Raw genomic sequence first — 17516 nt, forward strand, 5'->3', positions numbered from 1 at the left:
ATTCACAAAAAAAAGATTACTTTTGATTACATAACTAAAAACATAAACTATGGGACTATCCTCATTTTTCAAGAACTTATTTGGCTCTGCCAAAGAAACCGCAAACGAAGTTGTAGACCAAGCAGAATCTGCTATTGAAGAAACCAAAATAACTGCTCAGCCTTATTTAGAAAAAGCAGAAACTTTTCTGGAAGAAACTGTAACCAAAGCCAAAGAAACAGCAACTCCTCACATCGAAAAAGCCGAAGCATTTGTAGAAGATGCAGTCGCCAAAGCTAAAGAAGTAGCAACACCATATATCGAAAAAGCGGAATCAATAATAGAAGATGTCCAAGCAAAAGGTACTGAAGTCATAAACAACCTGAAAGATAAAACAAATTCCTCTGACTCAAAAAAACTTGAAAACCCAAATAAAAAAGAAGAAGATTCCGAATAGCTTTTTGTAAAAAATATTAAATCCGTATTTTTGCAATTCAACTTACAACCTTCTCTATCGAGAAGGTTTTTTATGAATTAAAACATGACTTTAGATCCAAATTACATTGCAGGCTACGCTAATACATTTATAGAAACACTCATAGAGTATTCCCCAAAAGTTGTTTCTGCGCTTATCATTTTATTTATCGGACTATATGCCATTCGAATAATCAACAGACTCATTCGAAAAATAATGGTTAAAAGAGACTTAGACCCAACCCTAACCAAGTTTCTGGCAGATATTTTACTTTGGGTTTTGAGAGTATTATTGTTTGTGACTTTCATCGACAAATTAGGAATAGGAACATCCTCATTTGTTGCTATTTTAGGAGCAATGGGACTTGCCGTTGGTTTGTCTTTGCAGGGCTCATTATCGAATTTTGCAGGAGGAATGCTGATTATTCTTTTCAAACCGTTCAAAGTGGGAGATACGATAGAGGCTCAAGGTGTTATAGCAACGGTCCAGGAAATTCAAATTTTTGTAACTAAATTAATCACTTCGAATAATCAAACCATTTTTGTCCCTAATGGCGCTTTATCCAATGGAACCATTATCAATTATTCCATGCAGGGAACCAGAAGAGCAGATTTAACCATTGCCATTTCTTACGGTACTGACCTTAAAAAAGCAAAAGACATCATAACCAAAGTTTTGGCAAACAATCCAAAAGTATTAACCTCTCCAGTTGCGGAAGTATCAGTTAAAAACCTAACTGACAATGCCATTCAACTGGCAGTAAGACCTTGGTCAAAAATTGATGATTATGGGCTTGTAGTTGCAGATACTTTGGAAAACTGCAAATTGGCCTTTGATGCTGAAGGAATTACTTTCCAACCATTTATTTCCGAGTTATCCAATAATAAATAGTAACAATAAAGAAAGCGGATTATTTTTTCGGAGTAGTCATTAAAAAATCTTTCAAATAATAAGGTTCAAAATAGGCGACATCAACAGTGTCGCTTTTTTTGTATTTATCAAAACTCAAAGCACTCATTTCATTAGCTGATGGATATTTAATATCATCCAAAAACACAAAATTATCTTTTGTTAAAACACTTTTGCATTTTTCATTACAGTCACCAATAAAATAAACCGTTTCTTCTATATCCTCAAAAGAACTTTCGGTAATAACTTCAGCTAAGACTTCCCGTTTTTTTTCTAAAGAAGCAAAAAAAACAGCACTATACACTTCCATTCTGCGAGCGTCAATCATAGGCACAATTAAACCCTTATCAATTTTAACTTTTGAAGCTAAGGCCTGTAAAGTGTCCACTGCAATCAAAGGAATATTCAAAGCATAACACAAACCTTTGGCAGCCGAAACTCCTATACGCAAGCCAGTATAGGATCCTGGACCTTGACTTACGGCAATAGCGTTGAGCTCTTTCATACCAATTCCAGCTTCATTGATAATTTCTTCAATAAAAACATGTAAACGTTCCGCATGAGAATAGCCTTCCTCAGCTATTTCTTTGCATAATATTGTTTTCCCTTCTTTTGCCAAGGCAACAGAACAATTTTTGGTAGCGGTTTCAATGTTGAGAATATAGGACACTTTTTTAGGTTTTAGAATTTATAATGCAAGTTTTAGATTTATAAATCTATAATTTATTGCGCTTGCAAATTTACATCGAATTTTGAAATATCTTTTATAAAAAAGAAACACGTCCTGAAAACTTCAAGACGTGTTTTTATTTATTTGGAAATAAAATATGGATTTAATCAAAAATTACTTTTTCTTAACTTCTTCTGATTGAACAAAAACCATATCACCAGAATTCAAATCTTTAGCAACTGTTGTGTATGGCCCAGTAATCACCACATCTCCTTTTTTCAAACCAGACATCACTTCAATATTTGTATCATCTTGTATGCCTGTTTTGATGATTCGGATTTTGGCTTTATTACCTACTTTCACAAAAACACATTCCAGTTTTTTATCACTTTTAATGGCTGGTTTTTTATTTTCAGAATCTGGACCTTCAACTTGACCGATTTTTACCGCTGTCGTATCCGATTTCACAACAACTGAACTGATTGGAACGTAAACCACATTTGTTTTGGTTGTGGTAATAATATCTACAGTAGCAGTCATCCCTGGTCGGAATGGAGAATATGAAAGTGGTTTCCCTGCAATCAAATCCTGATAAGAATCTTTAAGAATTCGAACTTTTACTTTAAAATTTGTCACCTGATCGGCAGTTAAGGCCGTACTCGCAGAATTAGAAATACTGGTAACAACACCTTTAAACTGTTTTTTCAAATAAGCATCTACTTCAACATTGGCCAAATCTCCTACTTTTATTTTTACAATATCATTTTCGTTAACATCTACTTCAACCTCCATATTGTTTAAGTTGGCAACTCTTAAAAGTTCGGTACCAGCCATTTGCTGTGTCCCCAAAACTCTCTCACCAAGTTCAACATTCAAAACAGATATTGTCCCATCCGCTGGAGCATAAATCACTGTTCTTCCTAAATTATCTTTAGCTTCATTTACAGTTGCCGAGGCACTTTGCACATTATAATAAGCCGATTGTTTACTAGCTTTTGCCACTTCAAAAGCAGAAACAGCCTTGTCCCAATCTGATTTAGAAATAATTCCTTTCTCAAACAATGTCTTATTTCGCTCATAATTAGCCTTAGCCTCATTAAACGATGCATCAGACTGACTTAAACCTGCTTTAGAGCCTGACAAATTAGCTACACTTCTATTCAATCCAGATGTATATAAATCGGGATTTATCTTAACCAACAAATCTCCTTTTTTTACTACTTGTCCTTCTTTTATTGGCAAATCTATAATCTCCCCCGAAACCATAGAGGCAATTTTAACCTCTATTTCGGGTTGGATTTTACCCGTTGCCGAAACGGTCTCCACTACTGTACCAGTTTCAACATTGGCAATTTCAACTTCTTTGCCTTTATCTTTACTCCCTAAAACTCCTGCTTTTGAAAGCCCTATTAATAGTCCAATAATTACTACTGCAGATCCTATTATAATGTAAATTGTTTTTTTTGACATGGTCTTATTTTTTCATGATTTGGTCAATTGGAATTCCAAAATAAAATTCTAAAATTTTAATTTTGAAAATATAATCGTATTTGGTTCTTATTACTTCTGATTGTGCATTGGTCAGTAAAGTTTGCGATTGATTGAAATCGAAAGAATTCATTAAGCCTACTGCATATTTTTCTTTTGAATAATTATAAGCTTCCTCCCTGTTTTCTAATGCAACGATGGCTGATTCATGAGCATTCATAGCTCCTTTTGCATCGGTAAAAGCAGTATAAACATTTCGTTGCAAATCTAGGTCTTCTTTCTCTAGTGCAATTTTAGACTTTTCTAAATTAACTTTATTACGATCTACATTATTTCTAACAGACCACCCATTAAAAACAGGAACATTCAATTGCAGTCCAAAATTCTGACCTTTGTTATCATTCAATTGCGTCCCAAAAGAATCTGCGGGTTTTGTCCCTATTGGCATCCCAGTGTCATCAAAAGCAACAACATCAGCATAAGAAACTCTTGAATTAAAACCATAAAAAGCTGTTAAAGTTGGCTGAAAAGCACCTTTTGCAATTGCAACATCTTTCTCAGCAATTTCTAAATTTGCTTGGGCAATTTTCAACTCAGTTCTGCTTTCTTTTGCTTTGGCATATATATCAATCGGTTTAACCGACATAATATTGTTTTCGTCATTAATATTGGTGTCATCAATTACATCGAAATCCCAAAATTCTTTTAACTGAAGTAATTGCGCTAAACTCAATTTAGAAATCAACAAGGCATTTTCAGCATTGATAACATTTTGCTTATTGGTAGCCACCGTTGCTTTTACATCCAATAAATCACCACGGGGAATAGAACCTGCTTTGACCAATTCTTCAGAACGTTTGAATTGCTTTTCGTTAATTGCCAATTGCTCATTTTGTACTTTTAGATTTTCTTTATTAAAAAGTACCTGCAAAAATGCATTCGCAACATTCAATGCAATATCTTCCTGCATTTTTACTAATCTGTATTTGGAGGCAACTATCGAGAGTTTGGCTCTTCGCATGATGTTTTGATTTTGCAATCCTTTGTAAATATCCACCCCAACATTGGCTCCAATACCTGTTTGTTGAGTAGTCTGATTTCTCAAGAGACCAGTGGTGATATCTTGGTTCAAACCAATATTCCATGAATGACTTGCATTTAAATTAGCACTTGGCAAAAAATTACCAAAAGCATCTCTCTTATCAATATTGGATGATATTGTATCCAGTTCCGTATTTTTTATGGAAATATTATTTTTTATGGCATATCTCACACATTCTTCCAAAGTCCATGCCTTGGTTTGCGCTTGAGCCGAAAGTCCGATCAGGAAAACAAAAGCGATACTTATATAATTTATTTTTCTCATTTGTAATGGAATAAAACGCAGCAAATACACTGCATATATTTAACTTAATTTGCTTTTCGAAAATACTTCAGTGATTAATTTGGTTTTGCTTCCTCAGTTTTCAATCCTTGATTCCAAACTTTTATTTTGTCTGAAGCTTTAAGACCGCTTTTTACTTCTACATAAATTCCGTCACTAACACCCAATGTGATGTCTTTTCTTTGAAACTTTTGTGGTCCTGTTTGAATTTCTACATATGGTTTTAATGTTTTTTTATCAAATTGAACTAACGATTCTTTTAAAGCTTGTACTTTATCCGCTTTTTCCAGAATGATAGAAGCATTGGCACTTAAACCTGCTCTAATAAAAGTATTATCTCTATTGGTTAAAGTCGCCTTAATTTCAAATTGGATAGCTCCGTTTTCTGTTTTCCCTTTTGGTGCTATATCGGTCAAGACAGCAGTAAATTTTTTGTTTTCAATGGCTCCAACAGTAATTTCGATAGGCATATTTAACTTAATTTTCCCTACTTCAGATTCATCCACTTTACCTACAAAAATCATTCTACCTACATCAGCAACACTTGCAATTGTTGTTCCTTCATTAAAATTATTACTTTCAATTACTTGGTTCCCCACTTTTACTGGAACATCTAACACCATCCCATTTACAGTAGAACGAATCAAAGTATTGGCATAATTTCCTAATCCGGAAGCTGTCCCTGTTTTTACGATATCAAATCCTTGTGTCGATGCATAATAATTTTGTTTAGCCTGATTATATGCTAATTGTGCTGCATCAAAATCATTGGCAGAAATTACTCCTTTATCAAACAACGTTTTTTGTCTTTGAAATAATTTTTCTTGGTTATCCAATTCAATTTTTGCAGTTTTCACTTGATTTTGTGAATTGTTCAAACTTGAAACATTGGCAACCACTTTAATTTTGGCAATCATATCGCCAGCTTTTACTGATTCTCCAGCTTTGATATATACAGCTTCAATAATTCCGGAAATATTTGGCTTGATTAAAACCTCCTCGTCTGGGACAATATTCCCTGTCGCTAATGTACTTTTTACAATAGTTTTCACTTCTACTTTATCGGTTTCAAAAACGATAGGCGATTCTTGGTTTTTGGCATATAAATAATATAGTGCCCCGAAAAAAACTATTGCAATTAAAATCAATATGGTTATGGTTACTCCTTTTTTCATTTTGTATTGTTTTTTATTCGATTATTATTGTTTTTTGATTGAGTTATTATTCAGCTCTTAGAGCATCAACAGGTTTAATATTTATGGCTGTCTGTGCCGGGATGAATCCAGCCAATAGTCCAGAGCCCACTAAAATTAGTAAAGCAATAAAAACAACCACTAAATCTACGCTTGGATTAATAAACATCATCCCTTCTGTAGGCATCGTTGACAAAATCATATTCAGTATGGCCAGCAAGCCAGTTGCTATTGCGATACCAAACATTCCCGCAATTATGGTTAAAAAAATTGCTTCTAATAATATCTGGGATCGAATGGCTCCAGGAGTTGCTCCTAGCGCTCGTCTAATTCCTATTTCATTTGTTCGTTCTTTTACAACAATCAGCATAATATTAGAAATCCCGATAATACCCGATAACAGAACCAAAGTTCCAACAAAATAGGCAATGAATTTAAGAACATTAAACAAATCCTGCACCTTTTGAAATTCGGCAAATAAATCAAAATTACCAACTGCTCTTTCATCATCCGGATGAATAGAATGTCTTTCTCTCATGAATGCCAAAATACCAGGTCTAAGTTCAGTAATTGAGGCATCATCATTTGCAGTAAGAGCCATCCAGCCTACTTTATCTCCAAAATTAAACGCTTGCTGAAAAGCGGTGAAAGGGATGAAAATGTTTTTTTGTGCTTGTTCTGCATTTCCATTATTGCCTTTACTTTTGTAAACACCAACCACCATAAAATTGACACCGTTTATTTTGATGTAAGATCCTATGACTTCTTCAGCACTTACATACAATTCTTTGATAACGCCACTGCCTATAATTGCTACTTTTCGTCTTGCCAATATATCCTGATGATTCACAAAACGCCCCTTAACAATATCCATTTGCTCTTGTTTTACTAATTCTGGATAATCTCCATAAATAGTATAAGCCCCTGTTTTTATTCCTCTTACTACATTACTCACACCATTGAAGTCACCCAATTGGTTACGCGGAGATACATATAATAAATCTGGGAATTTTTGTTTTAAGGCATCTACATCACTGTTTCTAAAATCATATCGGCGTGTTTTTGGTAATCCTTTATACGCTTTTGAGGTAGTTTGAGTCCACATAAACATGGTATTTGTTGCAATACCGTCAAATCCTTTTCTGATGCCATTTTCAAGACCATTTGATGCGGCCAATAAAATCACCAAAATAAATATACCCCAAAACACTCCAAAAGCCGTAAGCAGCGTTCGGAAGGTATTGGCAGTTAATGCCTCTAAAATTTCATTCCATTTTTCTCTATCAAACATAATTATTCGTCTCTAAGTGCTACAATAGGTCTAATTTTGGCCGCTCTAAAAGCTGGTATAAATCCAGCCAAAGCACCTGCCACTACCAAAACGATTAAGGTTGATATCGCCACCGTAAAATCTACTTGCGGATTCACAAAATATTCACTTTGGGCATGGGGTCCAATTAATTCTAAAAGTGATAATCCTGTTAATAAACCTAGAAAACCTGATATAGTGGTAATAAAAATAGATTCATGCAAAATCATTATAATAATTGAAATCGGAGAAGCTCCTAACGCTTTTCGAATTCCAATTTCCTTGGTTCTTTCTTTTACAATAATCATCATAATATTACTTACCCCAACAACACCAGCTATAATGGTACAGATTCCTACCCACCAAAAAAACAATCGAATATAAAGGTTCAAATCATAAAATTTCTTGGCTTCGACAGTGGTGTTAAAAATACCTATAGCACTTTCATCATCAGGAGCAACTCCGTTTTTGGCCCTTAAAAGCTGTGCTAAACCTGAAGTGAATTTTTCTCCTTCAGCCAAAGCTTCTTCATAGGTATCTTTCTTCTTAAGAGTATAAAACATATTGTTGATTTTATCTCCTCCGCCATACACCTTTTGCGCAGTGGTCAAAGGCAAAAATGCTCTTGCTTCTTCTCTTTCTCCTCCTGGATCGGTAAAAACCCCAATCACTTTGAAATTAATATTATTAATCACAATCTGTTCTCCTATGGGATTTTTTTCTTTGAATAGATCCAACTTTAATTTCATCCCAATTACTGCAACTTTTTCGTCATTTGAAAGGTCATTTGCATTTATGAATCTACCTTGAACTACCGTAGCATTTTCAATACCTTGATAATCTGGATTTACGCCTCGATATTGGTAGTTCCCAGACTCTTTACCATAACTCATGGTTATACCCCAAGCATTATAAGTCGATGTGTTTTTATCAAATTTATCTCCATATTTTTGAACCGAAATATCGTAATCGCTATTTCTAAACTGTATTTGCCTTCCAGGGTTCATCCCTTTATACGCTTTTGTAGTTGCCCCCGACCAAACTTCTATAATTCCGGCAGCATCACGTTCAAATTGCTTTTCAATTCCATTTTGCAGTCCTTTACCAACTCCAAGAAGAATCACCAAAATAAAAATCCCTGAAGCCACAGAAACTCCCGTAAGAAAGGTTCTCAGTTTATTCTTGGAGATTGCCTCAAATATTTCTTGCCAGCGTTCTATATTAAACATAAGAAGAAGCTCTAACTTGTTCTACCATTTTATCGTCAATGATTAGTCCGTCTTTCAAGACTACATTTCTTTTGCACATTGCGGCAATATCAGGCTCGTGTGTTACTATCAAAATAGTTTTACCTTCATCATTAATCCCTTGAATCAACTCCATTACTTCATAAGAAGTCAATGTATCTAATGCTCCCGTAGGTTCATCGGCCAATAACACTTTTGGGTTGGAGGCCAAAGCTCTGGCAATTGCCACACGCTGTTTTTGTCCTCCGGAAAGTTCATTTGGTAAATGGTGTGAATGAGAAGCTAGACCAACTTTCTCAAGATATTTCATTGCAATCTCATTGCGTTCTTTCCTTTTTACACCTTGATAATACAACGGCAAAGCCACATTATCCAATGCACTTTTGTAATTAATCAAGTTGAAAGATTGAAAAACAAAACCAAGAAATTGGTTTCTATATTTTGAAGCAAGAGTTTCATTTAATTTTTTGATGGGCACATTGTCCAATGTATAAAGTCCCGAATCGGCTTCATCAAGAATTCCTAGAATATTCAATAAAGTAGATTTTCCTGATCCGGACGAACCCATAATAGCAACCAATTCCCCTTCTTTTATACTGAAATTAATTCCTTTTAGCACATGCAACTCGGAATGTCCCATTTTGTATGATTTGTGTAAGTCTTTAATTTCAATCATGATTTCGTTTTTTGATGCAATAGTATTTATCTTCTAAAAATAGTACTAAGAAAAATGGATTATAAAATTACTAATTAAATCTACAGACCTTTTTATTTATTTTATAATTGGCCGCATAATTCGCAAATCATTAGTACTTCTTCCAACCAATTATTTCTTAAGCACATTTCATAAGACTTATATCCCATTAAAATGTTACACCCTTTACGAAAAAATATATTTGATTTGTTAAGTTTGTACTCAAAACACCATACAAATGCTAAAACAACTAACTATTCTAATTATTTTCTTATCAGGATTAGCACTAACAACTAGCTGTTCCTCAACTTCCCAAAAATTAGAAGCCTTAAAACCCGAACCGGACGATGCGGTGCCACTTACCTACACAAATGTACCCTCGTACATCAACTTACCTGTAAATATTAAACTAAAAGATATTGAAAACCAGACCAACATTTTACTGAATGGTTTAATCTATGAAGACAACACTATTGAAGATGACAATATCGAAATTAAAGTATGGAAACAGGCTCCAATAACAATTACCAATGACCATGGAAAAGAAGGCGAAAAAATAAAAACCGTTTTGCCTTTAAAAGTTTGGGTAAAATACAGAATTGGAACAAAAACCATGGGAGTTGATTTGTATAAAACTCAAGAATTCAATCTAAACGGAGTAGTCACTTTATTAAGTAGCGTAAGTTTAAACAACTGGAGATTAAGCTCAAAAACAACTTTAAAATCACTTGATTGGGTTGAAAGTCCAACAATGACTGTTTTTGGAAAAAATATGCCCGTAACCTATCTTATCAATCCTGCTGTAGGTCTTTTTAAATCAAAAATTGAAAATAACATTGACAAAGCAATCGAAAATTCGATGGATTTCAAACCCAATGTAATGGAAGCGCTATCCAAGATATGTACCCCTCTTGAAATGAGTGCCGAATATAAAAGCTGGCTCAGAATCGTTCCGATAGAAGTATATTCGACCAATGCTAAACTAAAGAATGATTCTTTTTTACTCAATATGGGTATGAAATGCAACATGGAAACTTCGATTGGTAAAAAACCCGAATCAAAATTTGAAGCCAATAAAATTGCGCTAAAAGCAGTAGAAAAAATCCCAGAACAAATTTCGGCTAATATCGCAGCTGTTTCAACCTATCAAGAGGCTTCAAAAATAATGACTTCCAATTTTGCCGGGCAAGAATTTGGAACTGGAAGCAAAAAAGTAACAGTGAAAAATGTGGCACTTTGGCACAAAAACGGAAAATTAGTAATCGCATTGGATCTTTTAGGTTCTGTAAACGGAATAATTTATCTGAATGGAGTTCCGCAGTACAATGACACAACAAAAGAAATTTATTTTGACAAATTGGATTATGTATTGGACACCAAAAGCCGATTAATGCGAACCGCAAACTGGCTGGCACAGGGAATTATTTTGAAGAAAATTGAAGAAAATTGCCGCTATTCGATTAAACAAAACCTAGACGAAGCCAAACAAAATATGATGATTTATCTTAAAAACTATTCACCTATGCCCGGCGTTTTCATTAATGGAAAAATGGAAGACATTCAATTTCAAAAAATAGAGCTAACCAACCAAGCAATGATTGCTTTTATAAAAGTAAACGGAAACATAAACATTGCAATCGATGGACTGAAATAAGAGTAAACAGTTTTCAGTATTTAGTAGCCAGTAAAAAAGTCAGTCTCGAATAATGTTTTCAAGACTGACTTTTTTATTGTGATTGCAATTGATATTAATCTACTGTTTCTTCTTTTTCATTCTATAAATATAATAACCAAGCGCTCCAACAAGCACATAAGGTATCACCATAAGATAAACGATTCCATCATTAACCGCAGCAGCTTGATTTTTGTTTTCATCGCCAGTTAAAGCTGCACGGCACATAGCACATTGCGCATTAGACGAAATCCCAATAAAGAAAAAACAAATTCCAAAAAGAACGGTCTTGATTTTGTGATTTACTTTTTTAAACATAATAAGGCGAAATCATTAAATACACAATTACTCCGGTAACGGCAACATACAACCAAATTGGAAAAGTAATTTTGGCAATTTTTTTATGTTTATCAAATTTACTGGCCAAGGCACGAACGTAAGTTATCAAAACCAATGGTATTATGGCAATTGATAAAATAATATGAGTAATCAAAATAAAGAAATATACATATTTCAAAACTCCTTCTCCACCGTATTTTGTCGAATCTGCAGTCATGTGATAAGCAACATACATTACCAAAAAAGCAACTGAACATCCAATAGCCATCTTCATCAATAGCTCGTGACGCTTTCTATTTCCGTTTTTAATAGCCAATACCGCAGCAACCAACAACACAGCAGTTATTCCATTTACAGTGGCGTAAATAGGCGGTAAAAACGACAGAGGCGCAACATCAATTCCAAAATCTTTTAGTTTCACTTTAAATAGAACTGCAACTGCAAGAGGAATTACAATTGACAGCAACACAATCCATTTATTATACTTCTTTTCTATAGTATTATCTTCCATTCTATTTTATCAATCTTTTTTTCTAATTTCTATGTTCTAAATTCTATTCTGCAACCTATCTTTATTCCTTTAGCAAAGCTTGAATATCTTGCTGAATATCTCTTATTCCTTTTTTCTCCAAACCGTCATAATACAAAATCGGATTACCATATTCATCTTTTCTGCATCGGATGTTTCCGTTTTTATCAATCAAAGCAAAAAGCCCTGAATGCTCAAAACCTCCAGCAACCTTATTGTTTTCTCCAACATAAATATTGAAACCTTTATTGGATAAACTATAGATATACTCTTTATCCCCTGTAAGGAAATTCCAATTAGACGATTTTACTCCCAACACTTTGGCATGCTCTTTTAAAACAGCTGGCGTATCATGGGCAGGATCGATTGTTATTGAAACAATTCCAAAATTTGGATTTCCAAAAAAAGCATTTTGAAGTGTCAACATATTGGCATTCATTTTAGGACAAATAGAAGGACAAGTCGCGAAGAAAAACTCCAAAACATATACTTTACCTTTGTAGAAATCATTAGAGATTTTCACATTGTCCTGATTTGTTAGTTCAAATTTTGGAGCAGGTCCAATTTTAACTAATTTATCATTCTCTTCAACAGAACCGCTTACCTTATCCAAACGATCTCCTTGAATCACACTGTCATTCTGCATTCTATCAACAATTTTAGGAACAGCATATATTCCAAAAACAAGTATCACAAAAGAAATTCCTATATATGATTTATTTTTAAGCATTTTTATAATCGTTTTGTTGCGTTATGATTCTTTTTTAGAGCGGCACGGTATTCATAAAGTATAATCTTGAAATCATCCAACATCTCATTGCTTAATTCTGCCGGATGAAAAGTATTATAACCTTCTTTATAGTCTTTCCTTTCTTTTCGTCCCCTCAAGTTTCTTTCTTTGTCAACTATATAAACATTAGGAGTACCAAAATCAGGATTCAATTTCCCTTTTAATTGTAGCTGACCAAAATACGTCATAATTTCTTCTGGATTTGCGAATACAAAATGCCATTGGCTTACATCGGTAAATGCACCTAAAGCATCAACAACAGATTTAACATCATTTTCGGTCCCCAAGGGAGCAACAACAACAAACTGTAAATCTTTGAAATCATGATAGCGCTGATAAATTTTTTGATTTAAGTTGAAATAATTTCCTCTATTTTTAAGAATCTCAGTACCCGAAAAACCAAGTATAGTAATTTTATTGTCCAAACTTACTTTTTCACCATTTAAGGATTTCCATTCTCCAAGATCAGAAATCTTTGGAGTTATAACCGGTAGCTTTGTAAAGCTATTAACCCCGGATGCAAAAAACAAATAAGCAACAATAGGCAATATAAATAATACAAAAAGAACAATATTTTTTTTCATTAGAACTTTATAAAATTTAGTGTATTAAAATAAAAAAAGGCATCCGTCTAGACGGATACCTTTTTCATTGAATTAATATCTTGTTAAAAATTCCATTTAATCGTAGAATTTTTAAAAACCTCAAATACATAGTCTCCCTCTGTCAATAAAATAAAAAGCAAATAACAAACTAAGAATATTAAAGGATAAACAACAGCATTACGCAATACTCTTTTTTCTCCTTCCATGTGCATAAATGCCCATACAATGTAATATGCTTTAACTATTGTTAGTATAATAAACAACCAGTTTAACAAACTCATAGTTAAAAAAGTATTCATCGCTAAGGCATCAGGTTTTACGATACCGAAAGCAACTTCAACAGTTGTGATTAAAGATAATAGACCAAAAACAGTCCAAATTCTTTTTGTATTAGAAACATGTTCGTGTGACATAATGATAAATCTAAAATTAAACTAAATAGAAGAATGTGAAAACAAATACCCAAACTAAATCAACAAAGTGCCAGTATAACCCCACTTTTTCAACCATTTCGTAACTACCCCTTTTCTCATAAGTCCCCAAAAGAACATTAAAAAAGATAATAATATTGATTACTATACCTGAAAAAACGTGAAACCCGTGAAATCCTGTGATAAAGAAAAAGAAATCAGCAAAAAGCTTACTTCCGTATTCATTATGAGTCAGATTAGCTCCTTCTATAACTATCTTGGCTTGATCTAAACGCACAAGAGATTCTTCTCTAGAAAGTACAATTTTCTCTTTGTCTTTATTTAAAGTTTCAATTCTCACTAAAACATCTGGATGTGCTTTGAATCCAGCTTGAACTTCAGCCACTGTGTAAGTAGGAATAGCAGATTCACTCATGAACCATTTTGCTTTATCTCTTGACAATTGCTCTCTTTCTACAGGCAATTTTGCAGCAAAATCTGCCAAGGCAACACGATGACCTTCTTTGTCAACAAACTGAAGTAAACTACCACCAGTTGTTTCAACTGCACCATATTCTCCTTTGATAAAGTTTTTCCATTCCCAAGCTTGAGAACCAACGAAGATCAAACCTCCAATGATTGTTAGAAACATATAAAGGGCTACTTTATCCTTTTTCATTTGATGCCCTGCATCAACAGCCAAAACCATTGTTACAGATGAGAAAATCAAAATAAAAGTCATTAATGCCACATAATACATTGGAGCAGATACTCCATGTAAAAACGGAAAGTGTGTAAACACCTCATCGGCTAATGGCCATGTTTCAATAAATTTAAATCTAGAAAACCCGTAAGCTGCTAAAAATCCAGAGAACGTTAAGGCATCTGATACGATAAAAAACCACATCATCAATTTACCATAACTTGCTCCCATTGGCTCATTGCCGCCTCCCCAAGTTTTTTCACTATTTGCAGTAGTAACTGTCGCTTCCATAAAAGTTATTCGTTAAAAAGTTTCCAAATTTACGTTTTTTTCTTATTTAAAGAAATATAAAAATAAAAATAAATAAACCCATAAGAAGTCCAAAAAGTGCCAATACATTGCACCTAGTTCTATTCCAAGAGTTTGAGTTGAATTATATTTTTGTTTAAAATGATTATAAATAATAATTAATAATGATATCATACCTCCAGCAAGGTGCAATAAATGAACCAGTACCACAATATATAAAAATGTTGTTGTGATAGAGCTGGCACTTCCAGTAAAATAATATCCATTCTCCACTATTTGTCCAAAGCCAACAAACTGCAATACTACAAATCCAATCCCCAAAGCCAATGTTGCCAAAAGCAAAGAAGTTGTCTTGCTTTGATTGTCTTTTTGAATTGCTTTTTTTGCCAAATGAAAAGTTACACTACATCCCAAAATAGCAATAGTGCTATAATAAAAAGCAGATGGTAATTCAAAATTCTTCAACCAATCTGCTCTTGATTGACTCACTACATAAGCACTTGTTAGACCTGCAAACATCATTGTCATGCTCACCATAGCAAACAATAAAATCAATTTATAAGATCTTGCCGTTCTCAATTTATGATCTTCGGCTGTCATTGTCATTTCCATAATTATCTCAAAAATTTATCCAAAATATACACTAATTGTAATAACGTTATATAAGAAACACTTACAAGCATTAATGCTCTTGCCGCTTTTGCTGTTTTTAATTGATACAAACGAACCGCATAAAACAACATCCAAAGTCCAAGACACAACACTAAAATCGATGCAACCGGCGTAATAAACAAACGTCCAGTATACCCTAATGCAGGCAAAAGTGACGCAATGATTAACCAGATGGTATACAATATAATTTGCAAAGAAGTCCCTTTATCCTTTTTGCCCGTAGGCAACATAAAAAAACCAGCTTTCTCATAATCTTCATACAAAAACCAACCAATAGCCCAAAAATGAGGGAATTGCCAAAAAAACTGAATCAAGAACAAAGTTCCAGCTTCAATCCCAAATTCACCCGTTGCAGCAACCCACCCTAACATAAAAGGAATAGCTCCCGGAAATGCACCCACAAAAACAGACAATGAAGTTACAGTCTTTAGCGGCGTATAAATACTCGTATATAAGAAAATTGAGATTGCGCCAAACATGGCCGTTTTTGGATTTATTGTATAAAGCAAAACCAACCCCAAAACAGTAAGCAAACTCGCCACTATTAAAGCTAAACGAGGAGACATTCTTCCAGAGGCAACAGGACGATTCTTGGTTCGATCCATCAATGCGTCCAAATCTTTTTCTATTACCTGATTGTAAGCATTGGAAGCACCAACCATGCAATATCCTCCAACCGCCAGTTTTAACAGAACCAACCAACTAAAAGAGTATGTAGAATCAAAACCTAGTACATATCCCGCAATTGAAGAAAAAACAACACTAATTGCCAAACCGGCTTTAGTAATTGCTTTAAAATCAAGATAAATAGATTTAATCGAAGTGGGATTTGATGTTGTACTCAATGCAGATAAAATTGGAATATTTTTTGAAAACTGGTGCAAATATACAAATTAGATTCAAAAATGGTCAATCTAAATTGAAATTGAAAAATTAGTTATTTCATTAGTCGGTTTTTACTGTTTAAAAGACCTTGATGAAAAACAGTATTTCAAAACAGACTTACTATAAAACCATAACCTATTTGATCAAGCCACATCAAATCAAAACTACTATTTCGTTTTTAGTTCATAAATAGCATTTACCATACCATTCCTAGTAGCATCCAAACCTAGTTCCCAAAACATAATACCGCCTAATTTCTTTTTTATTACATACAAAGTTTTAGCTTTAACAGAGGCAATATCATCACTTGTTGCAAACATTTTTTCTTTCTGATTATACCAATAAGGAGCATTTGCTTTTTTATCCCAAAAATATTTCCACCCTTTTTCCTCGGTCAATGTGTTTTTAAAATCTTTAAAACTCACACCTCCTGTATGTACACCAGACTGATACAATCCATTATTTACGTTCTCAACATTTTTCCATGTTCTGGTATAAAACGCCGAACCAATAACCAATTTATGAGATGGGATTCCTAATTTCAATAAATACTCAACTGCCTTATCCGTAGATTCCTCCTCTTTATTAGTGCTAAAAAGTGGTGTGTGATGCCCTGTAACTTTCGAATATCCATTTACCAAATCATAACTCATAATATTTACACGATCCAAAAGAGGCATTATCTGCTCCCACTCCACCGACTCGTCCAAAAATTTCTTAAATCCACCTGCAGCAAAACTCAATTCGTTCGAGTTCCCCAATTCATCTCTCAAAACTTTTACTAATTCTGTGAAATTTTTCTTGTCTGCCTGTTGGTATAAATGCCCCGGATGACCTTCAATAGTCGGATACTCCCAATCCAAATCCAGCCCATCTGTTTTAAAATAATCATTAACTTCTTTTACAGATTTAGCAAAAACAGCTCTTCCTGATGCTGTTGAAAAAGCTGCTGAGCAGTTTTCGCAACCGCCCCAACCCCCTAAAGACAACATTATTTTGAGCTGTGGATGTTTGGATTTCAACGAAACCAAATGTTTAATTGCAATAGAATCTTTGGCATTATCTACATTTAATTTTCCGTCTTTAAGATGACAAAAACTATAAATTATATGAGTTAATTTTTCAACCTCAAAATCATTTATCTGTTTGTCATCACCCGTATAATAAGCCAAAACTGAGAAGCTTTTATTATTTTGAGCTTGTAAACTTAGACATGCTATCACCAAAAGAAAAGTCATTATATATTTTCTCATC

General features: G+C 33.8%; 19 protein-coding genes. 3 read left to right on the forward strand and 16 right to left on the reverse strand.

Translation table 11 applies throughout. The features are described 5' to 3' along the window. The first annotated feature begins 49 nt into the window (after positions 1–49). Together B0E44_RS05650 and B0E44_RS05655 are read left to right on the forward strand one after the other, a co-directional pair. Positions 50–436: a hypothetical protein gene (locus B0E44_RS05650; RefSeq protein WP_077371320.1), complete on the forward strand. Its 387-nt coding sequence runs from the start codon at positions 50–52 to the stop codon at positions 434–436. Positions 437–520: 84 nt separating this feature from the next. After that, positions 521–1345, forward strand: a complete 825-nt coding sequence (locus tag B0E44_RS05655) for a mechanosensitive ion channel family protein (RefSeq protein WP_077371322.1) — start codon at positions 521–523, stop codon at positions 1343–1345. Between the two features lie 19 nt (positions 1346–1364). Here the strand turns inward: B0E44_RS05655 and tsaB are convergent, their stop codons facing one another. From tsaB to B0E44_RS05690, 7 genes are all read right to left on the reverse strand, one after another. Next, positions 1365–2033: a tRNA (adenosine(37)-N6)-threonylcarbamoyltransferase complex dimerization subunit type 1 TsaB gene (gene tsaB / locus B0E44_RS05660; protein WP_077371324.1), complete on the reverse strand. Its 669-nt coding sequence runs from the start codon at positions 2031–2033 to the stop codon at positions 1365–1367. 174 nt (positions 2034–2207) lie between these two features. Beyond that, positions 2208–3503 carry an efflux RND transporter periplasmic adaptor subunit gene (locus tag B0E44_RS05665; protein WP_077371326.1) on the reverse strand — a complete coding sequence of 432 codons (1296 nt, stop codon included), beginning with the start codon at positions 3501–3503 and terminating at the stop codon, positions 2208–2210. A gap of 4 nt (positions 3504–3507) precedes the next feature. Continuing rightward, positions 3508–4887: a TolC family protein gene (locus B0E44_RS05670; RefSeq protein ID WP_077371328.1), complete on the reverse strand. Its 1380-nt coding sequence runs from the start codon at positions 4885–4887 to the stop codon at positions 3508–3510. Between the two features lie 74 nt (positions 4888–4961). Beyond that, positions 4962–6080, reverse strand: a complete 1119-nt coding sequence (locus B0E44_RS05675; protein ID WP_077371329.1) for an efflux RND transporter periplasmic adaptor subunit — start codon at positions 6078–6080, stop codon at positions 4962–4964. A gap of 46 nt (positions 6081–6126) precedes the next feature. Then, positions 6127–7389: an ABC transporter permease gene (locus B0E44_RS05680; RefSeq protein ID WP_077371331.1), complete on the reverse strand. Its 1263-nt coding sequence runs from the start codon at positions 7387–7389 to the stop codon at positions 6127–6129. A gap of 2 nt (positions 7390–7391) precedes the next feature. Beyond that, the gene (locus B0E44_RS05685; protein WP_077371333.1) at positions 7392–8636 is read right to left on the reverse strand and encodes an ABC transporter permease; all 1245 of its coding nucleotides are present in this window, start codon (positions 8634–8636) and stop codon (positions 7392–7394) included. Next, positions 8629–9330, reverse strand: coding sequence for an ABC transporter ATP-binding protein (locus B0E44_RS05690; RefSeq protein WP_077371335.1), 702 nt, complete (start codon positions 9328–9330; stop codon positions 8629–8631). Before B0E44_RS05690 ends, B0E44_RS05685 begins: the two co-directional genes overlap by 8 nt. A 256-nt stretch (positions 9331–9586) precedes the next feature. Between B0E44_RS05690 and B0E44_RS05695 the strand changes: the two genes are divergently transcribed. Next, positions 9587–11002 carry a DUF4403 family protein gene (locus tag B0E44_RS05695; RefSeq protein ID WP_077371337.1) on the forward strand — a complete coding sequence of 472 codons (1416 nt, stop codon included), beginning with the start codon at positions 9587–9589 and terminating at the stop codon, positions 11000–11002. A gap of 99 nt (positions 11003–11101) precedes the next feature. On the opposite strand, the gene B0E44_RS05700 is transcribed toward B0E44_RS05695, so the two are convergent. The 9 genes from B0E44_RS05700 to B0E44_RS05740 all read right to left on the reverse strand — a co-directional run bounded on the left by B0E44_RS05700 (position 11102) and on the right by B0E44_RS05740 (position 17515). After that, entirely contained in the window at positions 11102–11338 is a 237-nt protein-coding gene (locus tag B0E44_RS05700) for a hypothetical protein (RefSeq protein ID WP_077371339.1), read from the reverse strand. Then, a complete protein-coding gene (locus B0E44_RS05705; RefSeq protein WP_077371342.1) occupies positions 11331–11870 on the reverse strand; it encodes a DUF420 domain-containing protein in 540 nt (179 codons plus the stop codon). Before B0E44_RS05705 ends, B0E44_RS05700 begins: the two co-directional genes overlap by 8 nt. A 61-nt stretch (positions 11871–11931) precedes the next feature. After that, positions 11932–12618 carry an SCO family protein gene (locus B0E44_RS05710; protein WP_077371345.1) on the reverse strand — a complete coding sequence of 229 codons (687 nt, stop codon included), beginning with the start codon at positions 12616–12618 and terminating at the stop codon, positions 11932–11934. Between the two features lie 2 nt (positions 12619–12620). Then, positions 12621–13262, reverse strand: coding sequence for a hypothetical protein (locus B0E44_RS05715; RefSeq protein ID WP_077371349.1), 642 nt, complete (start codon positions 13260–13262; stop codon positions 12621–12623). Between the two features lie 83 nt (positions 13263–13345). After that, positions 13346–13696 carry a cytochrome C oxidase subunit IV family protein gene (locus tag B0E44_RS05720; RefSeq protein WP_077371352.1) on the reverse strand — a complete coding sequence of 117 codons (351 nt, stop codon included), beginning with the start codon at positions 13694–13696 and terminating at the stop codon, positions 13346–13348. Positions 13697–13712: 16 nt separating this feature from the next. Continuing rightward, positions 13713–14687: a cytochrome c oxidase subunit 3 gene (locus B0E44_RS05725; protein ID WP_077371355.1), complete on the reverse strand. Its 975-nt coding sequence runs from the start codon at positions 14685–14687 to the stop codon at positions 13713–13715. 42 nt (positions 14688–14729) lie between these two features. Further along, positions 14730–15317 (reverse strand): cytochrome c oxidase subunit 3, encoded by a 588-nt coding sequence (locus B0E44_RS05730; RefSeq protein WP_077371358.1) that lies wholly within the window; start codon positions 15315–15317, stop codon positions 14730–14732. A gap of 2 nt (positions 15318–15319) precedes the next feature. Next, the gene (gene cyoE / locus B0E44_RS05735) at positions 15320–16222 is read right to left on the reverse strand and encodes a heme o synthase (protein WP_371594711.1); all 903 of its coding nucleotides are present in this window, start codon (positions 16220–16222) and stop codon (positions 15320–15322) included. 207 nt (positions 16223–16429) lie between these two features. Then, positions 16430–17515, reverse strand: coding sequence for a glycoside hydrolase family 18 protein (locus B0E44_RS05740; protein WP_077371361.1), 1086 nt, complete (start codon positions 17513–17515; stop codon positions 16430–16432). Position 17516: the final 1 nt, after the last annotated feature.

This window comes from Flavobacterium sp. A45 (assembly GCF_002001005.1).
GTDB lineage: Bacteria > Bacteroidota > Bacteroidia > Flavobacteriales > Flavobacteriaceae > Flavobacterium.